At 74.0% G+C, this 24,607-nt stretch carries 18 protein-coding genes; 8 read left to right on the forward strand and 10 right to left on the reverse strand.

What is annotated here, in order from left to right; translation table 11 throughout:
* Window positions 1–16 precede the first annotated feature (16 nt).
* Both BUE45_RS06745 and ahcY read right to left on the reverse strand, forming a co-directional pair.
* A complete protein-coding gene (locus BUE45_RS06745; protein ID WP_073376536.1) occupies window positions 17–1,279 on the reverse strand; it encodes an adenosylhomocysteinase in 1,263 nt (420 codons plus the stop codon).
* Window positions 1,280–1,524: 245 nt separating this feature from the next.
* The gene (gene ahcY, locus BUE45_RS06750; RefSeq protein ID WP_073376538.1) at window positions 1,525–2,961 is read right to left on the reverse strand and encodes an adenosylhomocysteinase; all 1,437 of its coding nucleotides are present in this window, start codon (window positions 2,959–2,961) and stop codon (window positions 1,525–1,527) included.
* A 128-nt stretch (window positions 2,962–3,089) separates the two neighbouring features.
* On the opposite strand from ahcY, the gene BUE45_RS06755 reads away from it, so the two are divergent.
* Both BUE45_RS06755 and BUE45_RS06760 read left to right on the forward strand, forming a co-directional pair.
* Window positions 3,090–3,482, forward strand: a complete 393-nt coding sequence (locus BUE45_RS06755; protein ID WP_073376540.1) for a MerR family transcriptional regulator — start codon at window positions 3,090–3,092, stop codon at window positions 3,480–3,482.
* 105 nt (window positions 3,483–3,587) lie between these two features.
* A complete protein-coding gene (locus BUE45_RS06760) occupies window positions 3,588–4,718 on the forward strand; it encodes a serine/threonine-protein kinase (RefSeq protein ID WP_073376543.1) in 1,131 nt (376 codons plus the stop codon).
* A gap of 49 nt (window positions 4,719–4,767) precedes the next feature.
* Here BUE45_RS06760 and BUE45_RS06765 read toward each other — a convergent pair whose 3' ends face one another.
* From BUE45_RS06765 to BUE45_RS06780, 4 genes are all read right to left on the reverse strand, one after another.
* Window positions 4,768–6,117: a serine/threonine-protein kinase gene (locus tag BUE45_RS06765; RefSeq protein ID WP_073376545.1), complete on the reverse strand. Its 1,350-nt coding sequence runs from the start codon at window positions 6,115–6,117 to the stop codon at window positions 4,768–4,770.
* A 193-nt stretch (window positions 6,118–6,310) separates the two neighbouring features.
* A complete protein-coding gene (locus BUE45_RS06770; protein ID WP_013154764.1) occupies window positions 6,311–6,487 on the reverse strand; it encodes a Trm112 family protein in 177 nt (58 codons plus the stop codon).
* 65 nt (window positions 6,488–6,552) lie between these two features.
* On the reverse strand, window positions 6,553–7,905 hold the full coding sequence (locus BUE45_RS06775) for a phosphomannomutase/phosphoglucomutase (RefSeq protein ID WP_073376547.1): 1,353 nt from the start codon (window positions 7,903–7,905) through the stop codon (window positions 6,553–6,555).
* A gap of 259 nt (window positions 7,906–8,164) precedes the next feature.
* Window positions 8,165–8,539 carry a DUF3499 domain-containing protein gene (locus tag BUE45_RS06780; RefSeq protein WP_073376549.1) on the reverse strand — a complete coding sequence of 125 codons (375 nt, stop codon included), beginning with the start codon at window positions 8,537–8,539 and terminating at the stop codon, window positions 8,165–8,167.
* A gap of 272 nt (window positions 8,540–8,811) precedes the next feature.
* Here BUE45_RS06780 and BUE45_RS06785 point away from each other — a divergent pair, with 272 nt between their 5' ends.
* Window positions 8,812–9,162 (forward strand): metallopeptidase family protein, encoded by a 351-nt coding sequence (locus BUE45_RS06785; RefSeq protein ID WP_245832867.1) that lies wholly within the window; start codon window positions 8,812–8,814, stop codon window positions 9,160–9,162.
* Window positions 9,163–9,273: 111 nt separating this feature from the next.
* On the opposite strand, the gene BUE45_RS06790 is transcribed toward BUE45_RS06785, so the two are convergent.
* The 4 genes from BUE45_RS06790 to BUE45_RS06805 form a co-directional block, all read right to left on the reverse strand.
* Window positions 9,274–10,926: a DUF5719 family protein gene (locus BUE45_RS06790; RefSeq protein ID WP_073376553.1), complete on the reverse strand. Its 1,653-nt coding sequence runs from the start codon at window positions 10,924–10,926 to the stop codon at window positions 9,274–9,276.
* A 3-nt stretch (window positions 10,927–10,929) separates the two neighbouring features.
* Entirely contained in the window at window positions 10,930–14,316 is a 3,387-nt protein-coding gene (locus tag BUE45_RS06795; protein ID WP_073376555.1) for a glycosyltransferase, read from the reverse strand.
* Window positions 14,317–14,635: 319 nt separating this feature from the next.
* On the reverse strand, window positions 14,636–14,923 hold the full coding sequence (locus BUE45_RS06800) for a WhiB family transcriptional regulator (protein ID WP_073376557.1): 288 nt from the start codon (window positions 14,921–14,923) through the stop codon (window positions 14,636–14,638).
* Window positions 14,924–15,161: 238 nt separating this feature from the next.
* Window positions 15,162–16,397, reverse strand: a complete 1,236-nt coding sequence (locus tag BUE45_RS06805) for an ABC transporter permease family protein (RefSeq protein WP_073376559.1) — start codon at window positions 16,395–16,397, stop codon at window positions 15,162–15,164.
* 263 nt (window positions 16,398–16,660) lie between these two features.
* On the opposite strand from BUE45_RS06805, the gene cofD reads away from it, so the two are divergent.
* The 5 genes from cofD to BUE45_RS06830 all read left to right on the forward strand — a co-directional run bounded on the left by cofD (window position 16,661) and on the right by BUE45_RS06830 (window position 24,577).
* Window positions 16,661–17,647 carry a 2-phospho-L-lactate transferase gene (cofD, locus tag BUE45_RS06810; protein ID WP_073376561.1) on the forward strand — a complete coding sequence of 329 codons (987 nt, stop codon included), beginning with the start codon at window positions 16,661–16,663 and terminating at the stop codon, window positions 17,645–17,647.
* Window positions 17,644–18,948, forward strand: a complete 1,305-nt coding sequence (locus BUE45_RS06815) for a coenzyme F420-0:L-glutamate ligase (protein WP_084737001.1) — start codon at window positions 17,644–17,646, stop codon at window positions 18,946–18,948. The genes cofD and BUE45_RS06815 overlap by 4 nt, the downstream gene beginning before the upstream one ends.
* 99 nt (window positions 18,949–19,047) lie before the next feature.
* Window positions 19,048–20,631 (forward strand): Na+/H+ antiporter, encoded by a 1,584-nt coding sequence (locus BUE45_RS06820; RefSeq protein ID WP_073376563.1) that lies wholly within the window; start codon window positions 19,048–19,050, stop codon window positions 20,629–20,631.
* A gap of 164 nt (window positions 20,632–20,795) precedes the next feature.
* Window positions 20,796–22,058, forward strand: a complete 1,263-nt coding sequence (locus BUE45_RS06825; RefSeq protein ID WP_073376565.1) for a glycosyl hydrolase family 18 protein — start codon at window positions 20,796–20,798, stop codon at window positions 22,056–22,058.
* Window positions 22,059–22,213: 155 nt separating this feature from the next.
* Window positions 22,214–24,577, forward strand: a complete 2,364-nt coding sequence (locus BUE45_RS06830; protein ID WP_073376567.1) for a chitinase C-terminal domain-containing protein — start codon at window positions 22,214–22,216, stop codon at window positions 24,575–24,577.
* Window positions 24,578–24,607 lie beyond the last annotated feature (30 nt).

The following is a 24,607-nucleotide window of genomic DNA, read 5'->3' on the forward strand; positions in this document are numbered from 1 at the left end:
GGGTGCGCCGTGAGCGTCAGGGGTGCCAGGAGCGCAGGTAGGACTCCTGGTCGGGCGTGAGGGTGTCGATGTCCACGCCCAGGGCGGCGAGTTCGAGCCCGGCCACCTCCGTGTCGATCTCGCCGGGGACGTCCACGACGCCCGGCGCGAGGCCGCCGTGGGCGCGCGCCAGCCAGGCCGTCGTGAGGGCGTGGGCGGCGAACGACAGGTCCATGACGGCGGCCGGGTGCCCCTCGGCGGCGCCCAGGTTGACCAGTCGCCCCTCGGACAGCAGCAGGACGCGGCGGCCGTCGGCGAACACGTACTCGTCGGCGTGCTCGCGCACGCCGCGGTCGACGGCGACGGCGAGCCGGTCCAGGGCGGCCAGGTCGATCTCCAGGTCGAAGTGGCCGGAGTTGGCGAGGATCGCCCCGTCGCGCATCAGGGCGAGGTGCTCCCCGCGGATCACGTCGCGGTTGCCGGTGACGGTGATGAACACGTCCCCGACCGGGGCGGCCTGCGCCATGGAGGTGACCGTGTACCCCTGCATGACGGCGTCCAGGGCCTTGACCGGGTCGACCTCGGTGACGATGACCCGGGCGCCCATGCCGCGGGCCCGCTCGGCCAGGCCGCGGCCGCAGTAGCCGAACCCGGCGACGACGACGGTGCGGCCGGCGAGCATGGTGTTGGTGGCCCGCAGGATGCCGTCGATGGTGGACTGCCCGGTGCCGTACCGGTTGTCGAACATGCGCTTGGTGGCGGTGTCGTTGACCGCGACCATGGGCAGCCGCAGCCCGCCCTCGGCGCTCATGCGGCGCAGCCGGATGACGCCGGTGGTGGTCTGCTCGCAGCCGCCCAGGACACCGTCGAGCAGGTCGGGGCGGGCGGCGTGCAGGGTGTGGACGAGGTCGCAGCCGTCGTCGAGCAGTAGGTGGGGACGGGTCTCCAGCACCGTGACCAGGTTGCGGTCGTAGGCGGCCGGGTCCATTCCCGCCCAGGCGTGCACGGCCACCCCGTACTCGGCGGCCAGCGCGGCCGCCGTGTCGTCCTGGGTGGAGAGCGGGTTGGAGGCGGCCAGCGCCACCTCGGCGCCGCCCGCGCGCAGGGCGCGCAGCAGGTTGGCGGTCTCGGCGGTCACGTGCAGGCAGGCGGCGACGCGCATGCCCGCCAGGGGCCGCTCGGCGGCGAAGCGCGCGTGGATGCTGCGCAGCACCGGCATGGACCGCTCGGCCCAGGCGACCCGGCGGACCCCGGCCGGGGCCAGGCCCAGGTCGGCGACCTCGTGTGGAATCCCGGTCATGGGGACCTGTTCTGTGGATACGGCTCCGGGGCCGGCGAACGCGCCGGCCCCGGAGAACGGACGAGCGGCCTCACGGGCCGCGCTCCCCCGCCCCGGGTGCGGCGGGGGTCCGGCGCGGCGCCGGCGGAGCGCCGGTGCGGGCAGGCCCCGGACCGCGGCTTCTCCGCGCCGGCCCGCCCCGTGTCCGCGGGCCGTCCGTCGTGGACGCCGGGCGGGGGCGGGGCCGGGCGCGGGCCCGCGGCCGGTCAGTAGCGGTAGTGGTCCGCCTTGTAGGGGCCCTGGACGTCCACGCCGATGTAGGCGGCCTGCTCCTTGGTGAGCTCGGTCAGCCTGACGCCGAGCGCGGCCAGGTGGAGGCGGGCGACCTTCTCGTCGAGGATCTTGGGCAGCGTGTACACGCCGATCGGGTACTCGTCGGGCTTGGTGAACAGCTCGATCTGCGCGATGACCTGGTTGGTGAAGCTGTTGGACATCACGAAGCTGGGGTGGCCGGTGGCGTTGCCCAGGTTGAGCAGGCGGCCCTCGGACAGCACCAGGATGGTGTGGCCGTCGGGGAAGGTCCACTCGTGGACCTGCGGCTTGATCTCCTTCTTGACGATGCCGGGGACCCTGGCCAGTCCGGCCATGTCGATCTCGTTGTCGAAGTGGCCGACGTTGCCGACGATCGCCTGGTGCTTCATGGCCGTCATGTGCCCGGTCATGATGACGTTGAAGTTGCCGGTGGTGGTGATGAAGATGTCACCGGTCCCCACCACGTCCTCCAGGGTGGCGACCTGGTAGCCGTCCATGGCCGCCTGGAGGGCGTTGATCGGGTCGATCTCGGTGACGATCACCCGGGCGCCCTGGCCGCGCAGCGCCTCCGCGGCGCCCTTGCCCACGTCGCCGTAGCCGCACACCACGGCCACCTTGCCGCCGATGAGGACGTCGGTGGCGCGCATGATGCCGTCGGGCAGCGAGTGGCGGATGCCGTACTTGTTGTCGAACTTGCTCTTGGTGACCGAGTCGTTGACGTTGATCGCCGGGAAGGCGAGGCTGCCGTCGCGCTGCATCTCGTACAGGCGCAGGACACCGGTGGTGGTCTCCTCGGTGACGCCCTGGATGAGCCCGGCGATGGTCGTCCACTTGGACGGGTCCTGCTTCAGGCTCGCCTGGAGCAGCTTGAGAACGACCTCGAACTCCTCGCTGTCGGCGGTGGAGGGGTCGGGGACGGCGCCGGCCTTCTCGTACTGGGCGCCCTTGTGGACGAGCATGGTGGCGTCGCCGCCGTCGTCCAGGATCATGTTGGGGCCCTCACCGCCGGGCCAGGTGAGCGCCTGCTCGGTGCACCACCAGTACTCCTCCAGGGTCTCGCCCTTCCAGGCGAAGACCGGGACGCCCCTGGGGTCGTCCGCGGTACCGTCGGGCCCCACGACCACCGCGGCGGCGGCGTGGTCCTGGGTCGAGAAGATGTTGCAGCTGACCCAGCGGACCTCGGCGCCCAGGGCCACCAGGGTCTCGATGAGGACCGCGGTCTGGACGGTCATGTGCAGCGAGCCCATGATGCGCGCGCCGCGGAGGGGCTGGGAGTCCCCGTACTCGGCGCGGGTCGCCATCAGGCCGGGCATCTCGTGCTCGGCGAGCCGGATCTCGTCGCGGCCGAAGTCGGCCAGGGACAGGTCGGCGACCTTGAAGTCGAAAGCCATGCGTTCCTCACTCGTGATGGTCGTGGCGCACCTGATTGTAGGGCCGTACGCCCGCCATCAGCACGAATCTGACAACACGGCGTCAGAAGCCGTCCGGGCGGGCGCCGGGCTCGGTTAGGGTCGTCCGCATGGCCCTGGACGACACCTCCGCCGCGCTCGGCGGTCCCGTGCCCATCTCGGCCGCGGCCGACCGGGTGGGCACGACCCCGCGCATGCTCCGGTACCGGGAAGGCCTGGGGCTGCTGCCCCGCACCCAGGAGCAGCCCACGGGGCGCGGGCACCGGCACCGCCGGTTCACCGAGGAGGACCTGCGGACCATCGCGACCGGCCTGGAGCTGGAGCGCGACTTCGACATCCCGCCGGCGGCGCTGGCCTTCGCGCTGCGCGTGCTGTCCGAGCCCGAGGTGCTGGCCCGGGTGCGCACCCACGGGGAGCGGCTGGGCCGGCTGGCGCCGGCGCCGGCGCGCGCCCTGGATTTCGAGAAGCAGAAGGCGATGCGCCTGCTGGGCCGCCGGCCCTGAGGTGCCAGGTCGGAGCGGTCGGCCCGGGCGGGAGGGGTTCCGCGGGGGCGGAGGAGGGGTCCTAGGGCAGGTTTCGCCGCGGGGCCCACGGGCTACGGAGACAGCGTGGATACCCTACGCCTCAGCGCTGACCCGGCCCGGCTCCCCGACAGCGTGCGCGACGAGCTGACCGACGTCGACCGCCTGCGCAGGATCTGGTCCGGGCACCGGCAGGCCCAGCCCCGGCAGGCCCGCGAGGACGCGCGGCGGTCCCTGCTGCGGGCGCGGATCGGGGAGGCCGGGGTGGGCGGCCCCCTCGCCGACCTCCTGGCGGCGACGCTGGAGGACGGCATGGCCGGGCGCGCGCTCACCCCCGGGTACGCCGCCGAACTGGCCGGCCTCGTCCACTCCCTGCCCGACCCGGGCCCCTTCCGCTCCCCGCGGGCACCGCTGGGGCCGGAGCACGCCCGCGCGGTGGCCGACCCGGCGGCGGTCCCGGGGCACCCCCTGGTGCGGGCGGCGCACACCTACACCGGGACACTGGCCGCGCTGACCGCGCTGGACGGCGGTCGCGAGCGCCCGCGGCTGCTGCCGTGGCTGGCCGCCGCGGTGGTGCTGCGCCGGGCGGACCTGCCGCCGCTGCCCCCGGTGCACCCGGCCGCGTCCGCGGACCCCGGCGACCCGCCGGCCGCGACCGTCTCGGCGCTGGCCCGTGCCGTCACGGCGGCGCTGCGCGACGAGCTGAGCTGGACTCCGCCGGGGACCCCTCCCCCGCCCCGGGAGCCGGTGTCGCCGCTGGCGTCGGTCACCCGGCGGCGGGTGATGGAGCACCTGCGCTCGCACCGGGAGTCGGTGGGCCTGATCCTGCGCGGCCTGGACCCGGGGGCTCGCGCCGTGGTGCGCTCGGGGGGCTCCGACACCGGGACCGGCGCGGACGGCCCCTCCGAGGCGGGCCGGGCCGTGCTCACCCCGGGCGCCGCGCACTGGTGGACGGCGCTGGAGCTGCTGGTGGACGACGCGACGCTGTCGCTGGTCGTGGTGGTCCAGGAGATCGGCCGCCCCCGGACGGGGGTGCTGGCGGTGACCGTGGACGGTCGTCTGACGACCCCGGACGGGGTGCGCGACCTGCCGGGGATCGCCGCGGCCGAGGGCGTGACCGTGATGCCCACGGACTGTGTGGACGACCGGTGGCCGCGGATCGGCGACCTGATCGACGAGGGCGTCTCCCTGGCGCTGGGGGAGCTCACCCGGGTCTGACGGGGGTGCGCCGCGGGCCCCGGCGCGGGGCCGGGGCCGGTCCCGCCGGTCAGGAGACGACGATGAGGACCAGCAGCAGGACGAGGATGAGGATCGTCATCAGGACGGCGGGGATGACCCAGCTCTGCTGGAGGATCGAGTCGTCGCCGGACGGCTGCTGGGCCGGACCCCCGTAGGTCTGGTTGGGGTTGCCGGTGACCAGGGGGTTGCCGAACTGCGGCTGGTGCTGCGGGTAGGGGCCGCCGGGCCGCGGGTTGGACGTGCCGGGGTGGCCCATCGCGCCCATGCCGTGCTGCGGGTTGGACGTGCCCGGGTGTCCGGGGACGCCCATGCCGGGGCGGGGGTCGGAGGTGCCGGGGGGCGGGAACCCGGGGTGGCCCATCATGCCCATGCCGTGCTGCGGGTTGGACGTGCCGGGGTGGCCCATCATGCCGGGGCGCGGGTTGGACATCCCGGGGTGGCCGTGGCCGAACCCGCCCTGGGGGCCCGTCGGCGGCCGCACGGGCATCCGCCCCTGCGGGATGAGGCCGGTCTGGGCGATCTGCTCGCCCTGCTTGACCGCGTCCTCGGCGGAGGTGGCCTCCTCGGCGTCCTCGTGGCCGAGCAGGCGCATGAGGAGCTTCTGGGCGGTCGGCCGCCGGGCCGGGTCCTTGTTCAGGCAGGTCTCGACGATGGGGCGCAGCGCCTCGTCGACGCCCTCGACGTCCGGCGGGGCGCTGATGACGCGGTGCACGACCGCGGGCACGGTGTCGGAGCCGAACGGGGCACGGCCGCTGGAGGCGAACGCGATGACGCAGCCCCAGGCGAAGATGTCGCACTTGTCGGTGATGCCGCGCCCCTCGATCTGCTCGGGCGCCATGTAGGAGGGCGTGCCGACGATCGAGTTGGTCATGGTGGCGGTGCCGTCGTCGACCCGGGCGATGCCGAAGTCGATGACGCGGGGCCCGTCCGGTCCCAGCAGCACGTTGCCGGGCTTGAAGTCGCGGTGGACGATCCCGGCCTTGTGGATGGCCACGAGGGCCGTGGCGGTGGAGACCGCCAGCCGCTGGAGCGCCGAGCCGCGCAGCGGGGCGCCCTTGGCGACCGTCTCCTGGAGGTCCCTGCCCGGCACGAACTCGCTGACCACGTAGGGCGGGTCGCCGTCGAGCCGCGCCTCGATGATCGCGGCGGTGCAGAAGGACGCCACCTTCTGCGCGGCGCGGACCTCCTTCTCGAACCGCTTGCGCAGGTCGCTGTCCCGTGACCACTGGTCGTTGAGGACCTTGACCGCGTACTCCTCGCCCTCGGGGTTCTCGGCCAGGTACACGATGCCCTGGCCCCCCTTGCCGAGCCGTCCGGTCACGCTGTAGTCGCCGAACGCCGAGGGGTCGCTCGGCTGTAGCGGTTCGGGACCGGGCATCGGAGTCCTCCAGGGAGGTCGTATGAAGCGGGGGTGGCACGAACAGGTTATGGCTTGAGGGGGTATGGGACGGTGCGTCCGTCGCCCCGGAGACGAAGTCTCTCACTTCGCCGCACCTGCTATGACTACCGGAACGCCCATAACGTTCCATAAGGGTCCGACAGGAAATGCCGGCCCCGCCCCGCCCGCGTCCTCAGCCGATCTTGCGGGCCTCGTCGACCAGCAGCACGGGGATGCCGTCCCGGATGGGATAGGCGAGGCCGCTCTCGTCGCAGACCAACTCGTCGGTCTCGGGGTCGTGGCGCAGCGGCGCCTGGCTCTGCGGGCAGGCCAGGATCTCCAGCAGCCAGCCGTCGATCTTCGTGCTCATGGTCCTCGTTCCTCGTCGTCGGGGGCGGGACGGCGCACCGTCCCGCCCCTTCATCATGCCCTCTCTCAGGAGCGGACGATGGCCAGCACCTCGTCGCGCAGGGCCCCGACGGCCGCCGCGTCCGGTGCCTCGACGTTGAGCCGCAGCAGCGGCTCGGTGTTGGAGGCCCGCAGGTTGAACCAGGAGCCGTCGGGCAGCGCGACGGTCAGCCCGTCCAGCTCGTCGACCTCGGCGCCCTCGCGCCCGGCGAACGCCTCGCGCGCCGCGGCCATCCGGCCGGCGGCGTCGGCGACCTCGGAGTTGATCTCCCCCGAGGCGGCGTAGCGGGAGTACTCGGCGGTGATCTCCGACAGGGGCCGGCCGTCGGAGCCGAGCACGCGCAGGACGTGCATGGCCGCGAGCATGCCGGTGTCGGCCTTCCAGAAGTCGCGGAAGTAGTAGTGGGCCGAGTGCTCGCCGCCGAACACGGCGCCCGTCTCGGCCATGGTGGCCTTGATGTAGGAGTGGCCGACCCGGGTGCGGACCGGGACGCCGCCGTGCTCGCGGACGATCTCGGGGACGGCGTGGGAGGTGATGAGGTTGTGGATGACCGTCGCGCCCGGGTCCTTGGCCAGCTCCTGGACGGCCACCAGCGCGGTGATCGCCGAGGGCGGCACGGCCTCGCCACGCTCGTCCACGACGAAGCAGCGGTCGGCGTCGCCGTCGAAGGCCAGGCCGATGTCGGCGCCGGTCTCGCGGACCTTCGCCTGGAGGTCGACGATGTTGGCCGGGTCCAGGGGGTTGGCCGGGTGGTTGGGGAAGGTGCCGTCGAGCTCGAAGTAGAGCGGGACGACCTCCAGCGGCAGGCCCTGCTCCAGGACGGCGGGGACGGTGTGGCCGCCCATGCCGTTGCCCGCGTCCACCACGACCTTGAGCGGGCGGATCCCGGACAGGTCGACCAGGGTGCGCAGGTGGTCGGCGTACCCGGCCAGCAGGTCCTTCTCGGTGACCGTCCCGTCCGGGCCGTCGTGGGCGGGCACGCCCTCCTCGGCCAGGCGGCGGATCTCGTCCAGGCCGGTCTCGGCGCTGATGGGGGCGGCGCCGGCCCGGCACATCTTGATGCCGTTGTAGCGGGCGGGGTTGTGGCTGGCGGTGAACATGGCGCCGGGCAGGTCGAGCGCGCCGGAGCCGTAGTACAGCAGGTCGGTGGAGCCGAGCCCGGCGAAGACGACGTCGACGCCCTGGGAGGTGACGCCGTCGGCGAAGGCGCGGGCCAGCTCCGGGGAGGAGGGGCGCATGTCGTGGGCGACCACGACCGCCGGTCCGCCGACGATGCGCGCGAAGGCCGCCCCGATCGCCCGCGAGACGTCCGCGTCCAGGGTGTCGGGGATCACGCCGCGCACGTCGTACGCCTTGAAGATGCCTGCGAGGTCTGCCACGTCTTCTCCGGCCGGATCAGTCCTGCTCCTGATGGTCGTACCGCGCGGGCACGGGCCGCCGGCCCGCCTTCGGGTGTGTCCCCCCGAAAGGCCGCGGACCGGTGCGGCGCCGCAGCGGGCCGCGCGCGGTACCAACCTAGCAAGGGGTTCCGCGGCCCCCCGGTACGAGGGCGCGCGCCGCGGGCGCCGGTCCGGTGCGTGCGCCCGGCGCCGGGGCCGCCGCCCGCGCGGGGCGTTCCGGGGCGGGCGCGCCCGGGGCTCAGCCGCGGGGGTCCGGGCGGGACGGGTCGGAGCGGACGACCCGCAGATGGCCCCGGCGCATGCCGTCGGGGCCGTCGGCGTCGTCGGCCGCCCGGGCGGGCGGGCGGGCGGCTTCACGTACGGCGTCCGCGAGGGCCTCCAGGTCGTCGCTGCCCGGTCCCCCGCCCACCGTCTCGACGGGGAGCCGGACGACCTCCCAGCCGCGCGGCGCCGTCAGGCGGTCGGCGTGCATGGCGCAGAGGTCGTAGCAGTGCGGTTCCACGTAGGCGGCGAGCGGGCCGAGGACGGCCGTCGAGTCGGCGTAGACGTACGTGAGCGTGAAGACGGCGGGCTGGCGGCAGGCGGTACGGGAGCAGCGTCGAACAGGGCTCACAGCGTTCGACTGTATGCCTTTACTGAGGGACACGCCAGCATCGTTCCACGACCTGGTCCGTTTCGTGGCGTCCGCCGCGATTTCCGGTACCGGACCGGGGCCCGCGCCGGGGCCGTCCGGGGGGAGGCGGTCGATCACCATGCCCCGCGGGGCTACGCCGGGCGCCCGTGATGGCTTAGTCTCGAAGGGTGCGACGAGTGCGCCCTTCCCATGGCCAACCTGACCGAGTGCGACGCCGGGACCGCCGCGGCCGAGGCATCCGCGGTCCTCTCGTGCCCTCCGACCTTCCGGTGTTCCGCAGCCGTGCACAGGCGTTCGACGACCTCGTGCTGGACGCGGTCGAACGCCTGGAGCGGTTGTGGGCGCGCGAACTGGCGAACGTCGACTTCCTCGTGGAGGACGTCCCCCCGGTTCCGCCCCAGGGCCCCGTGACCGAGGCGATCCCCTTCTCCCGCCTGGAGACCGATACCGCGGGCCGGGCCCGCATCGTGGTGTACCGGCGTCCGCTGGAGATCCGGACCAAGGACCCCGAGGAGATGGCGCTCCTGGTCCACGAGACCGTGGTCGAGGAGGTCGCCAACCTGCTCGGGGTGGAACCCGAGTCGGTCGACCCCGAGAGCTGACACCGGCGGTGCCGCGAGCGCCGCCGTCCCGGGCGGACGGCGGCGGACGGACCCGGAGGACGGCGGCCCGCACGGCCCGCCCCCCCGGGCCCCCTGTCCGGCCTGTCCGGGTCAGGGCACCACGCCCACCATCGTGTCGCGCACGACCGGGAGGGCGACCTCGACCGGTGCCGGGCGCACCGGCAGCACGCTGCGGGCGTCGCCGTCGGCGAGGATCCGGGCGACGTACAGCGGCCCGGAGCCCTCCAGCAGGTCCAGGCGGACCGCGTGGCCGTCCGCCGGGTCGGTGCCGTCCGGCGCCGTCCACCCCCCGTCCTCCCCGCCGAACACGGTCGTGGTGCCCGCGGCGACCTCGGCGCGGACCGCGTCTCCCTGGGTGCCGTCGGCCCCGATCGGGGTGGCCATCAGCCGCACGTCCGCCCCGGGCGCGGTCAGCACGAGCCGGGTCCCGGCGCCCTCCGGCGAGTCGGGCAGCACCGCGGTGGTGTCCAGGGGGAACGACAGGGGCGGCACGGCCGCGGTGTAGGCGGTCTCCAGGATCTCGTCGGGGTCGTCGCCGGTGAACTCGGCCGCGAGGCCGGCGACCACGGGGACGTCGGACTCCACGACCGCCGCGCCGGCCCTCCCGCCCAGGACGGAGTCGAGGCTGATCCTGGCCGAGGCCGCCGGGGGGACCCGCAGTTCCAGCGGGTCGGCGGCGGTGCCCCCGGGCGGCGACGCGTCGTCCCCGCCCCCCTCGGAGTCCCCGTCCTGCCCGGAGTCCCCGTCCTGCTCTGCGCCGTCGGGTTCGGGCCCGATGACGTGGACGCGCACGACGGCGGGTTCCTCGCCGGGAGCGGTGACGACCAGGTGGCGGCGCCCGCCCCCGGGCGGGACGCCGGGGATGACGTGCTCGCGGGCGGGGGCGGCGGTGGGCGGCACCCAGTCGGCGGGGCCCTCGGCGTGCTCGGCGAGCAGGGAGGCGGCGACCCGGCCGGTGCTGGTGCGCACCTGCACGCCGATCCCCCCGATGCTCTGCGCCAGCTCGGTGATGTCCAGGGCGGTGGACTCGCCGGGCAGCAGGGAGATGCCGCGGCTCTCGATGGAGAAGGACGGTCCGCTGCTGGTGTGGATGTCGAGGCTGACGGTGGCGCGGGAGGTCTCGGGGTTGGTGAGGCGGACGGTGAGGGCGTCCAGCCGGACGCCCTCGGAGTCCCCGCCGCCGGGCAGGGAGAACCAGGTGCTCACCGAGGGCTCGGCGCAGCGCACCTCGGTGAGGCCGTCGGAGGACGCGGTGATCTGGGCCGACTCCAGGCCGGAGGCGAGGGAGCCCCGGCCGTGGATGGCGGTGGGCTCCTCGGCGGTGGAGGTGTCGACGGCCCACACGCTGCCGGGCTCGGTGAGCTCCTCGCCCAGGAGCAGCCCGGGGTCGGGCTCCCCGCTGGTGCCGGTGGAGGTGCTCTGCGCGTCGGAGCCGCCGCGCCCGCCGGAGCCCTCCCCGTCCTCCTCGGGCTCCTCCCCGGCCTCCGGTACCGGGACGGCCCACAGCCCGCCCTCGTCGTCGCGGCTGACCCGCGGGGCGAACGCGGCTACGGAGCTGTCGGCGTCCCCGTCGTGCGGTGCCGGGCAGACCCGCAGCGTGTGGGAGGGGCGGGCGGTGCCGGGCTGGGTGATGCCCAGCTCGGCGGTGACCGGCCGGGTCGCCACGGCGATGCCGAACAGCGCGGCCAGGGCCAGCGCCACCAGCCCGAACAGCGCGAACCGGTTCTCCACGATCAGTCGCACGGCCTACTCCTGCCCCTCGTGGTCCCGGGTCCCGGGCTCCGCGCCGTCCCGCGCGGAGCCGGCCCGGCGGCGCCCCTTGCGGCGGGTGCCGCGGCGGCGGCCGCGCACGGTCGTGATCGTCCCGGTGTCGGTGACGGTGAACTCCCCGGTGAGGGGGTCGTCGGGTTCCGGGTCCGGGTCCCCGTCGGGGTCCGCGGGGGCGGTGCGCGCCCGGGCACCGCGGCCGGGGCGCGGGACGCGCAGCCGCGCCGGGCGGCGCGGCCGGGGGGCGGGGGTGGACTCGATGAGGCGGACGTCCTCCTCGGTGCGCACCCCCGGCGCGGCCAGCACCGCGACGACGAGCAGCAGCACGCCCTGGGTCGCGACCCAGGCGGTGTGCACGGGGTCGGTGTGCCACACCCGGACCTCGCCGCCCTGCACGGGCAGCGTCCAGGCCTGGCCGCCGCCCTCGGATTCCACGGGGGTCAGCCCGACGCCGTCGACGGTGGCCCGCCAGCCGCTCCCGGCGGTCTCGGCCAGGGCCAGGCGGCGGCCGGTGCCGCCGTCCTCCACCCGGGCGGTGAAGTCGCCGCCGGGCCCGGACACCCGCAGGGGCTCCGTCTCCAGCCCGTCCGCGGAGACGACCCGCAGCCGGCCGGTGGGCTCGGCCAGGCGCCACAGGCCGTAGCGGTCCGACAGCGACTCCCGCATCAGGCCGGGGGTGCCGTCGAGCATGTCCACGATGGTGACGTCGGCCACGGTTCCGACCCGGGGCCGGGGATAGAGCACGTACTGGATCCCGTGGTCGGCCAGGACCCGCAGCCGGTCGCCGCCCTGGCCGATGGCGAGTTCGGCGACGGCCCGGTCCACGGCGGCCCGGGTGGCGCCGTCGGGGCGGATGCGCTCCTCCCCCAGCCGGGGCTCGCGGCCCCGCACGACGGTGTAGTCGACACCGCCCTCCCCGTCCGGGGTGACGATGAGGGTGCGCGGCTCGGTGCCGTCCTCGCCGAGGCCGACGCCGCCGCCGGACAGGGTGCCGGGCAGGACCGGGGCGGCACGCGAGGTGAGCGGTCCGTCCACCCCGTGCCACATCCACAGGCCCGCCGCGGCCAGGGGCGAGGTGAGGGCGAGCAGGGCCACGCCGACGGCGAAGGCCCGGCGCAGGCCGCCCAGGGAGACCATGGTGCGAAAGGCGCGGGCGGCGGTGGCCGCCGAGAGCAGCACGGCCGCGGCGGCGAAGGTGAGGGCCGCCCCGGGCCAGACCGCCGCGGGCGGGCCGCCGAAGTGGGGCTCGATGACCAGCCGGGAGGTGAGGACCGCGACGAGCAGGCCGAACACGGCCAGGGACCAGCCGGCGGCGACCATGACGCGGTTGCGCAGGAGCAGCAGTGCGCACAGGGCGGCGGCCAGCAGTCCGGAGGTCACCCAGAACGGGGGCGCGCCGGGGCCGCCCGGGGAGAGCATGAGCAGCTGTTCGGGGGCGGCGCCCGGGTCCGAGAGCTCGGGGCGGTGCAGCCCGGCCTCCAGCAGCCACAGGGTGGGGTGCAGCAGCAGGTCGAGGGTCCACGGCATGAGCATCACCAGGGGGACGCCCAGGGCGATGCCGATGCTGGCGTAGAGGCGGCGGCCCAGGTGTCCGAAGGCCGCCGCGGCCAGCAGGCCGGTGACCAGGGCCAGCGCCCACACCAGCGGGACGAACGCGGTGGCGGCGGCCAGGACCAGGCCCAGGCCCCAGGCGGCCCGCCGGGAGTGCTTGGCGGGCAGCGCGACCACGCGGACGAGCAGCAGGCCCAGCACCGGCACGAGGACGTGGACCACGGCCGTGCCCAGCCGCCCCTGGGCGATCGCCCCGGTGGCGACGGGCAGCAGCGCGTAGGAGGCGGCCATCCACACCCGGGCGGGCCGGTAGCCGAGCACCTCGCGGGCGAGCAGGTAGGCGGTGGCCCCGGCCAGGGGTACGGCGCCGAGCAGGAGCAGGGAGACCGCGATCCAGGGCTTGCCGAGGGTGACCGTCGACAGCAGGGCCAGGATCCCGACGTAGGGCGCGACCGCCGAGTCCGAGCCCAGGCCGGTGTCGGGGGCGCCGGAGAGGTAGAGGTCCCACAGGTCGGCGGCGCTTCCGGCGGCGGGCGGCAGGGCGCCCCCGGCCGGCAGGGTGCCCAGGAGCAGGGAGCGCTCGGCGACGAGCGCGACGACCGTCAGCCCGATGACCAGCAGCGGGCCGGGGCGCAGCACCGCCCGGCGCAGGAAGCCGCCGGTGTCGGTGGGCGCCTCCTCGTCCTCGGCGGCGGGCGCGGTGGTGACGGCCTGGTGCCGGCCGGCGGTGTCGATGACGGGCTCGCCGGAGAGCACGCCGGTCAGGAAGTCGGCGAACTGGCGCGCGGCCACCCCGCGCGCCAGGTGCGGCCGGATGGCGCTGTAGGTGCGGCGGCGGTCGCGGCGGCGCCGGAAGCGGGCCCGCACGAGCTTGTCCGGCCGCAGGTAGACCAGGGTGATCGCGGCGGCCTCGTCGAGGGCGTTGGCGGGCTGCTTCATGAACAGGTACATGGCCACGCGCAGCAGCGAGCCGACGGAGTTGCGCAGCAGGGCCGCGAGCATGCCGCCGAACGGCAGGTTGGCCAGCAGCACGAACACGGCGTGCCTGCGGTCCACCCGGCGGGGGTGGTTGCGGGTGGCGCCGATGGGCCTGCGGCGGCGCGCGGAGGCCTCGGCGTGGTGGCCGACGGCGTCGGTGACGATGAGGACGTGCAGTCCGGCGCCGCCCACCCGCCAGCAGAAGTCGATGTCGTCGCGGAACAGCGGCAGGGCGCGGTCGAAGCCGCCCAGGCGGTCCCACACGTCGCGGCGGACGAGCATGCCGGCGCTGGACACGGCCAGCACCTGGCGGGTGCCGTCGTGCTGGCCGTGGTCGAACTCGCGGGCCTCCAGACCGGTCTCGCGGCGGCCGGCGCCGTCGATGGTCACGCCGATCTCGATCAGCAGGCGGCGGTCGAACCAGTCGCGGAGCTTGGGTCCCAGGACGGCGGCGCGCGGGTCGCGGTCGGCGGCGGCGAGCAGGTGGGCGAGGGCGTCCGCCTCGGGGGCGAAGTCGTCGTGGACGAGCCAGATCCACTCGGTGGCGTCCTCGTCGAACCCCCGCACCGGCGACGCTGCGCGCGGGAGTTCGAGGGCCGCGCGCACGGCGTCGCCGTAGCCGGTGTCGGCGGGCAGGCCGATGACGGCGTCCGGGGGCAGGTACTCGTGGAGGACGTCCGCACCGCCGTCGGTGCTTCCGGTGTCGGCGGCCACGGCGCGCTGCACCGGGCGGCTCTGGGCGCGCAGTGCGGCCATGGTCTCCGGCAGCCACCGCGCCCCGTCATGGGACACGATGACCGCGGTCACGACGTGTCGGGCTGAGTCGAGGTCGAGCACGGCTGTGGTGGGTTCTCTCCGGGGGAAGGGGCTGGCCTCCCGGGCGCCGGGCCAGGCGGGGCGCCGGGGCGGTGGGCGTTCGGTCACGCCGGGTCCCGACCGCGGGTCGGGCGGGGGCACGGGTGCGTGCGGGACATCACCCTACGCCACCTCGCACCATTGCGTACCTATTCATCCGCGTCCGTACGACCGGTGACTTATCCCCCTTTTCGCCATTGAAGGGCTGTGAGTACCAAACCTCACCTTGGACCCGAACGGCCGGGAACACGAAAAAAGCGCGCCCGGGCTCATGGCCCGGGCGCGCTCGGCGCGTCGCCTCCTACAGCATGTCCGCCAGGAAATCGAAATCCCCTCCGGCGGCTTTCTTCAGCCTTCGGCGCTCGCGCTCGGAGAGTCCCCCCCAGATACCGAAGCGCTCATCGTGTTCGAGCGCGTATTCCAGGCACTCCGCACGCACCTCGCACGACAGACAGACCTTCTTGGCCTCCCGGGTCGAACCGCCCTTCTCGGGGAAGAACGCCTCCGGGTCGGTCTGTGCGCACAGTGCGCGTTCCTGCCAGCCCAGATCCTCATCCGAGCCGTGCGCCAGCGGGATGACCTCGCTCATGCGCACCTCCTGTTGCCCCCCATAGATGACCCGACCCTTTTCGTCCCCCGGGCCGGGTGGAATCCCACCCTGAAATTACACGTGGACGCAGTGCTACTCGTCAAGCGCCCTGCGTGGTAATCCACTGAATATCATGTAACGAAGCGCCAACGCAGCTCGATTGATGTCCGTTCTGCGGATTACCACGCAATTCACGGTGTTCCAAGGCGGCGGGGGGCTCGGGGCCCTCGCGGAGGGTTCAGCGCCGGCCCTCTCCCCCGTACCAGCCCTGCTGACCTCCGGTTCCGCCCTGTCCTTGCTGGTCAGAGCCGTATCCCGGGGTCGAACCGTACTGGTCTCCGTACGTGGAACCTCCCTGGTCGGTCGTGTCGGTGCCGTCTTTCCCACCGGAGTTAAAGAATGGTTCAACTCCACTCTCGGACGGTGCCTGCTGGCCCTGCTGGCCCTGGTACCAGCCGTAGTTGATGGCGTCCTGGGCGGCCTGCTCACCCGACGCGGTCCCCGCCTGGTCGCCCTGCGGCGCGTACTGGGAGGGGTCGTAGGCCTGGCCGTAGGCCTGCGGCTGGGCACCGGTGCCGTACTGGGCCTGGCCGTACTGGTTGGGGTCGTAGGCCTGCTGCGGCTGGGACGCGTCGGTGCCGTACGCCTGCGGCTGCTGGGCCGCCGGGTCGTACCCCTGCTGCTGCGCCTGGCCGTACTGGTTCGGGTCGCCGTACTGGTTGGGGTCGTAGGCCTGCTGCGGCTGGGACGCCTCGGCCCCGTACGCCTGCGGCTGCTGGGCCGCCGGGTCGTACCCCTGCTGCGCGTACGACTGCTGCGCACCCGTCACGTACTGCTGGCCCTGGCCGTACTGGTTCGGGTCGCCGTACTGGTTCGGGTCGTAGGCCTGCTGCTGACCCGAGACGGCCTGCGCCGGGTCGGCCATGTGCTGTCCGCCGGTCGCGGACGGGTCCTGGTAGCCCTGCTGGGCGTAGGCCTGCGGGTAGCCGCCGTACACCTGCTGCTGTGCCTGCGGGGCGGCGCGCGGGACCAGGGTCGGGTCGTTGAAGACCTTGATCAGCGCGAAGGCGAGGACGCCCAGCACCGCGGCCATCGAGAGGACCTCGACGAAGTGCGCGAAGCCCAGGCTGACGCGGTTCAGCTCGCTGCCGAGCATGAAGCCCGCGATCAGGGAGACCAGGGCGAAGACCAGGCCGACGCCGGACAGGATCAGCGAGGTCAGCACCACGCCGGAGGCCGCGGGTCGGGCGCGCTCCGAGGTGACCACCAGGGCGACGGCCACCGCGAGCGGGACCACCACCTGGAGGCCGTAGAAGCCGGTGCCCGCCTGGACCATGCCGGTGGGGAAGCCCGCGCCCCGAAAGCCCGACTCGGAGATGATGGCGAGCAGGCCCGCGAGCAGCGAGGCGCCCGCCGCGCCGATCAGGACCCATGCCGCCAGCGGGCGCAGGCGTTCCAGTGTTTCGTTGTTCAAGGGAGGTTCCCCTCTGCTGCTTCGTCGCCGCCCTCGTCGGAAGGAAGAGTGGCTCTGTCGTCGGGCTGTTCGGTCGAAATCGGCCGATCCCGGCTGCGAAACATGGGGACGCCGGAGGACCGGACCGAAAAAATGGGACGGCGGCCACCGTACCGAGGTTCGGCCGGAGGGCGAACCGGCGGTACCGGTATGGTCACGCCCGGGTCGCGCCCGCGATGGGGCGGACGACCCGTACATGCTCCCAGCCTGCCAGACTTGGACGCATGCGGATAGTCGTACCGGCCGGTGGTATCGGCGGCGCGCGCTTCCTGCGGGGCCTCAAGGCCGCGCTGGGAATCGGCTCGCCGGCCCCGGAGGAACAGAGCACGAACGCCATCACCGTCATCGGTAACACGGGTGACGACATCACCCTGTTCGGACTGAGGATATGTCCGGATCTGGACACGGTGATGTACACCCTGGGCGGGGGCATCGACGAGGAGCGCGGCTGGGGCCGGACCGGCGAGACCTTCACGGTCAAGGAGGAGTTGGCCGCCTACGGCATGCGCCCCACCTGGTTCGGCCTGGGCGACCGGGACACCGCCACCCACATCGTGCGCTCCCAGATGCTCGCCGCGGGCTACCCCCTGTCTGCGGTCACCGAGGCGCTGTGCGACCGCTGGAGGCCCGGGGTGCGGCTGCTGCCGATGACCGACGACCGGGTCGAGACGCACGTCGTCGTCGAGGAGGACGGCGCCAGGCGCGCGATCCACTTCCAGGAGTGGTGGATCAAACACCGCGCGGCGCTGCCCGCGCGGAGCATCGTGAGCATGGGCGCCGAGGACTCCGCCCCCGCCCCCGGGGTGCTGGAGGCGATCGCCGAGGCCGACCTGGTGGTACTTCCGCCGTCCAACCCCGTGGTCAGCGTCGGGTCCGTGCTCGGCGTCCCCGGGATCCGCGAGGCCCTGGCGGCCAAGACCGTGGTGGGCGTCTCGCCCATCATCGGCGGCGCCCCCGTGCGGGGTATGGCCGACGCCTGCCTGGACGCGATCGGGGTGGAGACGGACGCCGGGGCGGTCGCCGCCCACCTGGGCGCCGACCTGCTGGACGGGTGGCTGGTGGACGAGGCCGACGCGGGCGCCGAGGCGGAGGGGATCGAGGTGCGTTCGCGCCCCCTGTACATGAGCGACCCCGCCGCCACCGAGGCCATCGCCCGCGCCGCACTCGACCTGGGCCTCGAACTGGCCGGGCGCCGGGGCGGTGGCGGGTGAGCGCGGACGGGGCCGCACGGGTGCGGGTGCGGGGCCTGGCGGGCCTGCCCGAGGTGGGCGAGGGCGCCGACCTGGCCGCGCTCATCGCCGACGCGGCGGCCGCCTCGGGCGAACCGCTGGCCGACGGCGACATCCTGGTGGTCACCTCCAAGATCGTCGCCAAGGCCGAGGGGCGGCTGCGCCGGATGGACCGGGAGGCCGCCGTCGACGCCGAAACGGTGCGGGTGGTGGCCCGGGCGGGCCCGACCCGGATCGTGCAGACCCGGCACGGGCTGGTGATGGCCGCCGCCGGGGTGGACGCCTCCAACGTCGAGCCCGGAACGGTGCTGCTGCTGCCCGAGGACTCCGACGCCTCCGCCCGGGCGCTGCGCGCCGGGCTGCGCGAGCGGCTGGGGGTGCGCGTGGGCGTGATCGTCTCCGACACCTTCGGGCGGCCCTGGCGCATCGGGCAGACCGACGTGGCCATCGGCGCGGCCGGGGTGGACCCGGTGCAGGACCTGCGGGGCACGGTCGACACGCACGGCAACCCCATGGAGGCGACGGTCAACGCGCTGGCCGACGAGATCGCCGCCGCCGGGGAACTGGTCAAGGGCAAGACGAGCGGGGTGCCGGTGGCCGTGGTGAGCGGCCTCCCGGTCGTCACCGAGGAGGACGGGCCCGGGGCCGCGGCGCTGGTGCGCCCCGCCGACGAGGACCTGTTCCGGTACGGCTCGCGCGACGTCGTGGCCGCCCGGCGCACGGTGCGCGCCTTCACCGACGCCGCGGTGGACCCCGCAGCGGTGCGCCGCGCGGTGGCGGCCGCGGTCACCGCCCCGGCCCCGCACCACACGACGCCGTGGCGCTACGTGCTGGTGGAGTCCGCGCAGGTGCGCAAGCGGCTGCTGGACGCGATGCTCCAGGCGTGGGTGGCCGACCTGCGCGGCGACGGGTTCGACGAGGAGGCGATCGCCCGGCGCACCCGGCGCGGCGACGTGCTGCGCGGGGCGCCCTACCTGGTGGTGCCCTTCCTGGTGCCCGACGGGGCGCACGACTACCCCGACGAGCGCCGGGCCGACGCCGAGCGGACCATGTTCCACGTGGCCATGGGCGCCGGGGTGCAGGGCCTGCTGGTGGGACTGGCCGTGGAGGGGCTGGGCTCGGCCTGGATCTCCTCCACCCTGTTCTGCGCCGACGTGGTGCGCGGGGTGCTGGAGGTACCCGGGAACTGGCACCCGATGGGAGCGGTGGCGGTGGGGCACGCGGCCGAACCGCCGCGCGAGAGGCCGCCGCGCGATCCGGAGGACTTCATCGAGGTCCGCTGAGGCGGGCGCCGGGTCCCGCGGCCCGGCGCGCCGCGGGTCCCGGCCGCGGCGCGGCGGGCATGCTGGGGGGTCGCGGGGGTTCGGCCGGAGGGCGGCGATATGGGCGTCGAGGACTATGTTGTCGGCACGCTGGTGGTCGTGGTGGCGGTGATCTGCGGCCGCCTGATCGCCGTGCGGCTGCGGATACCCGACGCGATCGTCCTGGTCGTGCTGGGCATGGCCCTGGGGCTGCTGCCCTGGCTGGGGTCGCTGTCGATCTCCCCCGAGATCGTACTGCTGGTGTTCCTGCCGCCGCTGATCTACAACGCGGCGTTCTTCACCTCGCCCAAGGACTTCCGGGAGCTGCTGCGGCCGATCGTGGTCATGGCGGTGGGGGTCACCCTGGTGACCGCGCTGGGGCTGGCCGCGGTCATCTACCTCCTGGTCCCGGCGGTGAGCTGGCCCGCGGCGATCGCCCTGGGGGCGGCGATCGCGCCCACGGACGCGGTGGCGGCGTCGGCGATCCTCAAACGGGTGGGCACGCCCCGGCGGGTGCTGACCATCCTGGAGGGCGAGTCGCTCATCAACGACGCGGTCGCACTCACGCTGTTCAGCCTGGCGCTGACGGCGATGTCGCACCCGCTGACCCCCGCGGCGGGCGCCCTGGAGCTGGTGAAGGTCGTGGTGGGCGGGCTGGCGTTCGGCGCGCTGGTGACGTGGGTGGTGGCGTGGTCGCGCAAGCGGATCGAGGACTCCTCGGTCCAGCTGGTGGTCGTGCTCGTCACACCGTTCGCCGCCTACGTCCCCTCGGAGATGCTGGGGTTCTCGGGGGTGCTGTCGGCGGCCCTGGCCGGGATCGTGCTGGGCACCCGGGGCGAGGGCCTGCTGCCGCCCGCGGTGCGGGTCACGGGGCGCACGGTGTGGCAGACCCTGGTGACGGTGCTGGAGTCCATGCTGTTCGTGCTGCTGGGGCTCCAGCTGGACGGTGTGATCACCGCGGTCCGCGAGCACTACTCGTTCCCGCGCCTGGTGCTGGTGGCGCTGCTGGTGACGGTGACGGCGGTGGTGCTGCGGATGGGGCTGATGATGGCGGTGATCCCGTTCCAGCGGGTGGTCCCGTTCCTCAACCTGCAGGTGTCCGGCTTCCGGGAGCGGGTCGTCATCGGGTGGAGCGGGATGCGCGGCGCGGTGTCGCTGGCGATCGCGCTGTCGATGCCCGCGACCGTCGGGGACGAGGCGTTCACCGAGCGGGGCGGGCTGATCTTCATCGCCGGGGTGGTGGTGATGGGCACGCTCATGGGCCAGGGCCTGACGCTGCCGCCGGTGCTGCGCCGGCTGGGGATGAGCGGCGGGGACTCGCACCGCAAGGAGTTCCTCGTCGCGGACCACGCGATGAGCTGCGCGGCGCTGAGCAAGGTGGACGAGCTGCAGACCGCGGGCGAGGTCGACGCCGGGACCGCGGAGTCGCTGCGGAGCGCGTACTCGCGGCGGGTGGGCGAGGTGCAGGCGCTGCTGGACGAGGACGACTCGGCGGTGGAGCGCGCGGAGGGCGTCCGGGCGGTGCACGCGCAGATCCTCGACGCGCGCCGGGGCACCCTGGTCTCGCTCTACCGGGAGGGGCGTATCGACCACGACGTCTACCAGTCGCTGAGCAGGGACATCGACCTCGGGGAGAGCAAGGGCGGGCCATTCCACGGAGGGTGAATTCCGGGGGTCGGCCGGCGTCCATTTCGGTACGCGGTACCAAACAAAATTGAAAGCTTTCCTTCCCATTCCATTGACTCGCGGGTAAGACGACTCTTAGGTTTCTTAACAATTCAACCCCCCGACCTTCGTCACCCCGCTCGACGGAAGGAACCCCCGAGACCATGAACCGTCACCGCAACCGCTCGCCCCGCGCGAAGGCGCTGGTGGCCGGCGCCTTCGCCGCGCTGGCCGCCGCGTTCGCCATCGGCGCGTCCCAGCTCCCGAGCGCGCCGAACGAGGTCCAGACCGTTGCCGACGGGGAGACCGTCGCGCAACAGAACGGCCAGTGGCTGACCGGGTACTGGCACAACTTCGACAACGGCTCCACGGTGATGCCGCTGTCGGACATCCCCTCCGAATACAACCTCGTCGCCGTCGCGTTCGCCGACAACCACGCGAGCCTGGACGGCGGAATCACCTTCAACCTCGCCAGCGGCGAATTGGACGGGTACACCGACGCGCAGTTCCGCGCCGACATCGAGGCCGTCCAGGCCGAGGGCCGCAAGGTGATCATCTCCGTCGGAGGCGAGCGCGGGAACGTCACCGTCGCCAACCCGACCCAGGCGCAGAACTTCGCCGACACCACGTACGAGCTGATGCAGGACTACGGGTTCGACGGCGTCGACATCGACCTCGAACACGGCATCAACGCCCAGTACATGACCGACGCCCTGCGCGACCTGCACGGCCAGGCCGGCGACGACCTCATCATCGCGATGGCGCCGCAGACGATCGACTTCCAGACCCCCGGCGCGGGGTACCACCAGCTGGCGTCGAACATCTCCGACATCCTCACCATCGTGAACATGCAGTACTACAACTCCGGCTCGATGCTCGGCTGCGACCAGCAGGTCTACACCCAGGGCACGCCCGACTTCGTCGCGGCGCTGGCCTGCATCCAGCTGGAGATGGGGCTGTCCCCGAGCCAGGTGGGCCTCGGCCTGCCGGCCGTGCCCTCCGCCGCGGGCGGCGGGTACATGGCCCCCGCGCAGATCGTCCGCGCGCTCGACTGCCTGGAGGCCGGGACCAACTGCGGGAACTTCTCCCCCGACAGCCCGTACGGCGCCATCGGCGGCGTGATGACCTGGTCCATCAACTGGGACGCCACCAACGGCTACGCGTTCGCGAACACCATCTCCGACCGCCTGGCGGGCGGCCCTGGCGGCGAGGGTCCCACCGACCCGCCCACCGAGGAGCCGACCGACCCGCCCACCGGTGAGCCCGGCGACTGCACCGCCTCCGCCTGGACCAGCGGTGCCACGTACACCGGCGGCGACGTGGTCTCCCACGGCGGCTCCGAGTGGCGCGCCCAGTGGTGGACGCAGGGCGAGGAGCCCGGCACCACCGGCGAGTGGGGCGTCTGGCGCCTCGTCGGCGCCTGCTGACCCACCCCTGACAGGGCCGTCCGGCGCACGCCGGGCGGCCCGCCCCGACCCCTTCTTCTCTTCGAGCTCCCCCGGCCCCCCCGTGCCGGCGGGGCCCTCTGCCGTGCCCGCGGACGGGCCCGGCGCATCCCCCGAGATCACGAGGAAGGCCCCCCATGCCCGACACCCGACCCCGCGGCGGCACCGCCCGCCGGCTCGGCTCCGCCCTGGCGGCGCTGGCCCTGGCGGCGGGGACGCTGTTCGCCCCCGCCACCGCGCAGGCCGCGCCCGCGGCCCCGCCCGCCCCCGCCGAGGCGTCCGCCTCCTCCGACGCCGGGTGCCGCCCCGACGGGCTGTACGCCACCCCCGGCGTGGACGTCCCCTACTGCGACATCTACGACGCCGACGGCCGCGAGAAGCTCCCCAACGACCTGGACCGCCGGGTCATCGGCTACTTCACCAGCTGGCGCAACGGCTCCAACGGGCAGCCCGAGTACCTGGCCGACGACATCCCCTGGGACCGGATCTCCCACATCAACTACGCCTTCGCGCACGTGGGCCCGGACGACCGGGTGTCCGTGGGGGCCGACACCCCCGACAACCCGGCCACCGGGATGACCTGGGAGGGCCTGGAGCCCGACCCCGAATTCGACTACCGGGGGCACTTCAACCTGCTCAACAGGTTCAAGAAGGAGCACCCCGGGGTGAAGACCCTGGTGGCGGTCGGCGGCTGGGCCGAGACCGGCGGGTACTTCGGCGCCGACGGCGAGCGGGTGGACAGCGGCGGGTTCTACTCGATGACGACGACGCCCACGGGGGTGAACCACGCGGGCATCGAGACCTTCGCCGACTCCGCGGTGGAGTTCGTGCGCGAGTACGGGTTCGACGGGCTCGACATCGACTACGAGTACGCCACCTCCAACAACGGCGCGGGCAGCCCGGACGACTTCTGGATCTCCGACGCGCGGCGCGGCCTGCTGTGGGAGGGCTACGAGGAGCTGATGCGCGTGCTGCGCGAGAAGCTCGACGAGGCCTCCGCCGAGGACGGCACGTACTACCAGCTGACCGCCGCGGTGCCCGCCTCCGGGTGGCTGCTGCGCGGCCAGGAGGTGCACCAGGTCGTGCGGTACCTCGACTTCGTGAACATGATGACCTACGACCTGCACGGCACCTGGAACCACTTCGTCGGCCACAACGGCGCGCTGTACGACAGCGGCCTGGACCCCGAGCTGAGCGCGGTGTACGGGGCCTACAACGGCATCGGCTACCTCAACGCGGACTGGGCCCACCACTACTTCCGGGGCGCGATGCAGGCGGGCCGGATCAACCTGGGCGTCCCGTTCTACACGCGCGGTTGGACCGGCGTGCAGGGCGGCACCGACGGGCTCTGGGGCACCGCGGCCCTGCCGGACCAGACGCAGTGCCCGCCGGGAACCGGGGTCAACACCCCCTGCGGCAACGGGGCGGACGGCATCGACAACCTGTGGCACGACAGCGACCCGGTCACCGGCGGCGAGGTCGCCGCGGGCGCCAACCCCATCTGGCACGTGCTCAACCTGGAGGACGGGGTGGTCGGCGACTACGCCGCCGACTACGGGGTCGACGAGCCGATCACGGGCACCTACGAGCGCCACTGGGACGACGTGACCGGGAACGAGTGGTGGTGGAACGCGCAGACCCGCACGTTCCTGACCGGCGACGCCGACCGGACGATCCGGGCCAAGGCCGACTACGTGGCCGACACGGGCCTGGGGGGCGTCATGATCTGGGAGATGGCGGGCGACTACTCCTACGACGCCGGCGCGGGCCAGTACGTCATGGGCGACACCCTCATCACGTCGCTGCACGAGACCCTGAGCGACGCGGGGCCGTACGGCGCCCGCAAGGCCGAGACCGACGCCCCGGCCGAGGTCCTGGACGTGGACGTGGACTTCGGCGGGTTCGCGCTGGGCGACAACAACTACCCCATCAGCCCGGAGGTCACCCTCACCAACAACTCGGGCACCGCCATCCCGGGCGGGGCGAAGATCACCTTCGACTACGGCACCTCCGCGCCGGGCGACATGGGCGACCAGTCGGGGCTGGGGCTCACCCACCTCCAGATCGGGCACGACCGGGCGAACAACATCGGCGGCCTGGACGGGGACTTCCACCGGGCGCAGATCACCGTGCCGGACTGGCAGTCCATCCCGGCGGGCGGGACGTTCTCGTTCGACCTCAGCTGGCGGCTGCCCATCGCCCAGCCCTCCAACTGGCGGATCGAGGCGGGCGGCACGGAGTACGCCCTCACCTACGACCACCCGCGCGAGGGCACCGTGGTGGACGGCCCCGGCGACGGCGGCGGGGACCCCGGCGGCGAGGACCCCGGCGGTGAGCCGGGCGACTGCACCGCGCAGGCCTGGACCCCCGGCGGCACCTACACCGGCGGCGACGTGGTCTCCCACGGCGGCTCCGAGTGGCGCGCCCAGTGGTGGACGCAGGGCGAGGAGCCCGGCACCACCGGCGAATGGGGCGTCTGGCGCCTCGTCGGCGCCTGCTGACCCCGGGGCCGCGCGCGGGGGCCCGTCCCC

It is taken from the genome of Nocardiopsis flavescens, from assembly GCF_900141985.1.
GTDB classification, from domain to species: Bacteria; Actinomycetota; Actinomycetes; order Streptosporangiales; family Streptosporangiaceae; genus Nocardiopsis; species Nocardiopsis flavescens.